Annotated in this window: 5 protein-coding genes and 1 pseudogene; 2 read left to right on the top strand and 4 right to left on the bottom strand. The window is 43.4% G+C overall.

What is annotated here, in order from left to right:
- From B4033_RS03410 to B4033_RS03400, 3 genes are all read right to left on the bottom strand, one after another.
- On the bottom strand, positions 1–630 hold a 630-nt coding region (locus tag B4033_RS03410), incomplete at its 3' end, for a class II fructose-bisphosphate aldolase (RefSeq protein ID WP_286832108.1).
- A 119-nt stretch (positions 631–749) separates the two neighbouring features.
- On the bottom strand, positions 750–1028 hold the full coding sequence (locus B4033_RS03405) for a hypothetical protein (protein WP_111810444.1): 279 nt from the start codon (positions 1026–1028) through the stop codon (positions 750–752).
- A gap of 158 nt (positions 1029–1186) precedes the next feature.
- The gene (locus tag B4033_RS03400) at positions 1187–2374 is read right to left on the bottom strand and encodes a phosphoglycerate kinase (protein ID WP_286832105.1); all 1188 of its coding nucleotides are present in this window, start codon (positions 2372–2374) and stop codon (positions 1187–1189) included.
- 147 nt (positions 2375–2521) lie between these two features.
- Between B4033_RS03400 and B4033_RS03395 the strand changes: the two genes are divergently transcribed.
- The gene (locus B4033_RS03395; RefSeq protein WP_005221773.1) at positions 2522–2905 is read left to right on the top strand and encodes a DUF2237 family protein; all 384 of its coding nucleotides are present in this window, start codon (positions 2522–2524) and stop codon (positions 2903–2905) included.
- Positions 2905–3498, top strand: coding sequence for a Maf family protein (locus B4033_RS03390; protein ID WP_076753445.1), 594 nt, complete (start codon positions 2905–2907; stop codon positions 3496–3498). The genes B4033_RS03395 and B4033_RS03390 overlap by 1 nt, the downstream gene beginning before the upstream one ends.
- 59 nt (positions 3499–3557) lie before the next feature.
- Here the strand turns inward: B4033_RS03390 and B4033_RS03385 are convergent.
- Positions 3558–4298, bottom strand: a pseudogene (locus tag B4033_RS03385) (cell wall protein); the annotation flags it as partial.

The raw sequence follows: 4298 nt of genomic DNA, 5'->3' as shown, positions 1-4298 counted from the left end.
ATCACCTGTAGGTGGACGCGTGAATTTATACGCACCGTGAGAAGTACCTACAGCAATTGCTAAAGCATCGACGTTAGTATCAGCTACGAATTGACGCGCTTCTTCAACTGAAGTTAAAAGCTGAGAATGATCGAGTACACCTTCAGCGCCCACACCATCTTCTTCACCCGCCATACCTGTTTCAAGGCTACCCAGACAACCAATTTCACCTTCAACAGAAACGCCACACGCATGCGCCATTTGTACCGTACGACGAGTGACATCGACGTTGTATTCATATGAAGTTGGAGTTTTACCGTCTTCACCCAAAGAACCATCCATCATCACTGATGAGAAGCCTAACTGGATAGAACGTTGACATACGTCAGGGCTGGTACCGTGGTCTTGATGCATTACCACTGGAATGTGTGGCCATTCTTCGATTGCTGCCAAAATCAGATGACGCAAGAACGGTGCACCTGCGTACTTACGTGCACCCGCAGATGCCTGTACGATTACAGGTGAGTTTGTTTGGTCTGCTGCCAACATAATGGCACGCATTTGTTCTAAGTTGTTTACGTTAAATGCTGGTACGCCGTAAGCATGTTCGCCGGCGTGATCCAAGAGCTGGCGCAATGAAATAAGAGCCATAATATCCTCCCAGTGAATGCCACATATTCTACATGCACAAAGGTTTCAATTCAGCAACAAATAACACTATTTAAAAAAAATCCCTGCATTTGCAGGGATTTTGTCTCACATTGATCCAATTAAGGTGCCACAGCTTCCGAAGTTGCTGCAACTGACTCGTCTGCAGTCGCTGCATCTGCCGGAGCATTCGCAATTTCAGCAGGAATGTCGGTATTTTTTTCATCTAGAACCGGCTGATCAATTGCATCAATCGCTGCTTGCTGTTCTGGCGTTATAGTCTCATCTGCAACAGCTGCCGAAGCTTCTGCTTCAGCTGCTGGGGCATTTTCCTGTTTCGCACATGCAGTCAGTGCCAATGATGCTGCCAATAATGCCGCTAAAGTTAACTGTTTTTTCATCACGTAATCTCGTCATTTGGTGATTTAATATCTGCATCTTATGACAGATTTATTGCATTTTAATGACGAAGCCATGAATGGTAAGTATCCGCTGTCAACAAAAAATGACATAAAAAAAGCTGGCACTTGGCCAGCTTTTTTTAGGCTAAAACATGCAATTAAGCGCGTTCTAGAAGTACCGCAACTGCAGGAAGGGTTTTACCTTCGACAAATTCAAGGAATGCACCGCCACCAGTCGAGATATAACCAATTTTGTCAGCAACGTTGTATTTATCAATCGCAGCAAGCGTGTCACCACCACCTGCAATCGAGAAACCTTCCGATTCAGCAATCGCTAACGATAGAGTTTTCGTGCCTTCACCGAATTGATCGACTTCAAATACGCCCACTGGACCATTCCAAAGAATCGTTTTAGACGTTTTCAAAATTTCAGCAAATGCTTTTGCAGTTTCTGGACCTACATCAAGGATCATGTCGTTGTCAGCAACATCTTCAACTTTTTTCACAACCGCTTTAGCAGAAGCCAATGAGCTCAGGAAGTCATCAAAATTGATTTCAGATGCATCAGCAACCACAACGTCCGTTGGAAGTGGAACAGAAACTTTGGCTGCAATTGCTTTAGCTGTGTCGATCAAATCATTTTCACACAGTGATTTACCTACATTGTAACCAGCAGCTGCAAGGAAAGTATTTGCAATACCACCACCTACGATCAATTGATCACAGATATCAGAAAGTGAAGTCAATACGTCTAGTTTAGTTGAAACCTTGGAACCAGCAACGATTGCCACCATTGGTTTTTCAGGAGTTTTCAACGCACGACCCAAAGCATCCAATTCTGCTGCAAGTAAAGGACCTGCTGCCGCCACTTTCGCCAGACGAGCCACACCTTCAGTAGATGCTTCTGCACGGTGTGCTGTACCGAATGCATCCATTACAAATACGTCACAAAGTGCTGCATATTTCGCGGCAAGTTCAGGGTTATTTTTCTTTTCACCGATGTTGAAACGACAGTTCTCAAGTAAAACCACTTGACCAGGTTGAACTTCAACGCCATTCAAGTAGTCAGTGAATAACTTTACTTCCTGACCTAATGCTTCAGTCAAATATGCTGCTACAGGTGCAAGTGACTGTTCAGCTTTAGGCTCACCTTCAACTGGACGACCAAGGTGTGAATACACCATAACCGCTGCACCTTTTTCTACGGCAGCTTTAATAGTTGGCAATGCTGCGCGTAAACGTGCATCGCTAGTGATCACGCCATTTTTAACAGGGACGTTTAAATCTTCACGAATAAGAACACGCTTACCCGCAAGGTCAAGGTCAGTCATACGTTGAAAGTTCATCTAGAGCTCTCTTTATAGATTATAGATATTAAAAACGAGGCGATTTTAAATGATTATGCAGAAAAAGGTTAGCATCTTTTGCAGAAAAGCTAACGATTGCCAAAGTTTTGTTATGATAGGAAAAAGCATCCATCAGATTCAGTACCCATGTCGATACATCCAGATCCAGATTTAAACCGTTTAAATGTTTTGGGCGAGCCATTGGCGAGCTGCTGTTTTGACCCAATTACCGGCTACTTCCGTAATGGTTTCTGCCACACTTCTCCTAGTGACCTGGGCCAGCATACAGTTTGTGCACAGATGACTTCGGAGTTTTTAAATTTCTCCCAAAAAGTAGGTAATGATCTGATTACACCGTTACCAGAAGTCGGTTTTCCGGGGCTTCAGCCAGGTGATTTCTGGTGTATTTGCGTGACCCGCTGGGTAGAAGCTTATGAAGCAGGCCAGGCGCCACCAATCAAGCTGCAAGCCTGCCATAAAGCAGTTCTAGCCTATGTCCCTCTGCATGTTTTAGAAGAATACGCTGTCTAATGGATACCGCAAAGATTATTCTGGCCTCTTCCAGCCAGACCCGTAAAGAATTAATGAATCGCTTACGTCTTGACTACGTATCGATCGTCCCGGATATCGATGAATCACCGCAAGGTGAAAATCATGCGGATGACTTAGCCAAGCGACTGGCTTTTGAAAAAGCCCGACATGTGGCTGAGCAACACCCAGATGCAATCGTCATTGGCTCTGACCAGGTGGCTTGGCGTGAAGGCGCACCAGATATTTTTATCGGCAAGCCCTTAACTGCTGAAAAAGCAGTTCGCCAGTTACAGGCCAATTCAGACAAAATTGTATATTTTAGTACAGCACTGAGCGTACAACAGAAATCTAGCGGTTTTGAGCAAACTCTGGTTGAGCATTATAAGGTAAAATTCCGCAAGCTATCTCAAGCTGAAATCGAACGTTATATTGACATTGAACAGCCTCTGCACTGCGCTGGTAGCTTTAAATGTGAAAGCTTAGGCATTAGTCTGTTTGAAGAAATGATTGGTCAGGACCAGACGACGTTAATGGGCATGCCGATGATCAAACTATGCAATATCTTGCGTGAGCTGGATATTCTAGTACCTTAAAAATTAGTAAGGAAGCAGTTTTAGGACTGCTTTTTAGCAACTATTGATCAGGTAAATATTTAACCAATAATCTGTTGCTGCTCAGATAAAAGCTGTTGCAACATGAGATCTGATTGATTTTCCAATATCAACGGATCGCTGGCTTGCGCAACCTCTTCAGCATCAGTTTGAATAATAATTTGATCCCCTTCATTCCCTACTACAATAATATTGTCTACATGACTAGAATCAGAAAGCAGTTCAGCTAATGAAACAGTATCTGTTCGCATAAAGTCGATATCCATCAAACTACTTTCTTTTTCTGTACCCTCTAACAACAGATTCATCTGATTATTTAAATTTGAAATTGCATCCGCTGTATTTAGTATTTTATAAACTTGCGTATTGCTATCTAAGCCCGAAGAAATAAAATCTATGAGCTGTTTAGCATCAATAATGTCCTCGTTCCCATCTGATGGAATAACATCATGATTAGTATCAACTGCCACTTGTTGCTCTTCAAAGCTATTCCTCATAAATTCTTGTGATGTTTTGAATCTGCTCATAGCTTCTTGATCAATAACGCTATCTTCATTTTGTTCAACTAGGTTAAGTCGAGCTAGTCGAAGTGTTGGATTTGTTGGTTCTGGTTGCCCCGGCTCTGGCTCAGGTTCTACTGGCACTTCTGGTTCCGGCTCTGGTTCTATTGGTACTTCTGGTTCAGGTTCTACTGGTACTTCTGGTTCCGGTTCTGGCTCTACTGGCACTTCCGGCTCTGGTTCTGGATCTACCGGCACTTCTGGTTCCGGTTCTGGCTCTAC

This window comes from Acinetobacter sp. UBA3132, from assembly GCF_002364825.1.
Lineage (GTDB): Bacteria > Pseudomonadota > Gammaproteobacteria > Pseudomonadales > Moraxellaceae > Acinetobacter > Acinetobacter schindleri.
The sequence above is the reverse complement of the archived record's forward strand: the minus strand, read 5'-3'. Positions and strand labels throughout refer to the sequence as shown.

Coding starts and splice junctions, on each gene's coding strand:
- B4033_RS03405 (WP_111810444.1), bottom strand. CDS start 1,028: ATGAAAAAACAGTTAACTTTAGCGGCATTATTGGCAGCATCATTGGCA.
- B4033_RS03400 (WP_286832105.1), bottom strand. CDS start 2,374: ATGAACTTTCAACGTATGACTGACCTTGACCTTGCGGGTAAGCGTGTT.
- B4033_RS03395 (WP_005221773.1), top strand. CDS start 2,522: ATGTCGATACATCCAGATCCAGATTTAAACCGTTTAAATGTTTTGGGC.
- B4033_RS03390 (WP_076753445.1), top strand. CDS start 2,905: ATGGATACCGCAAAGATTATTCTGGCCTCTTCCAGCCAGACCCGTAAA.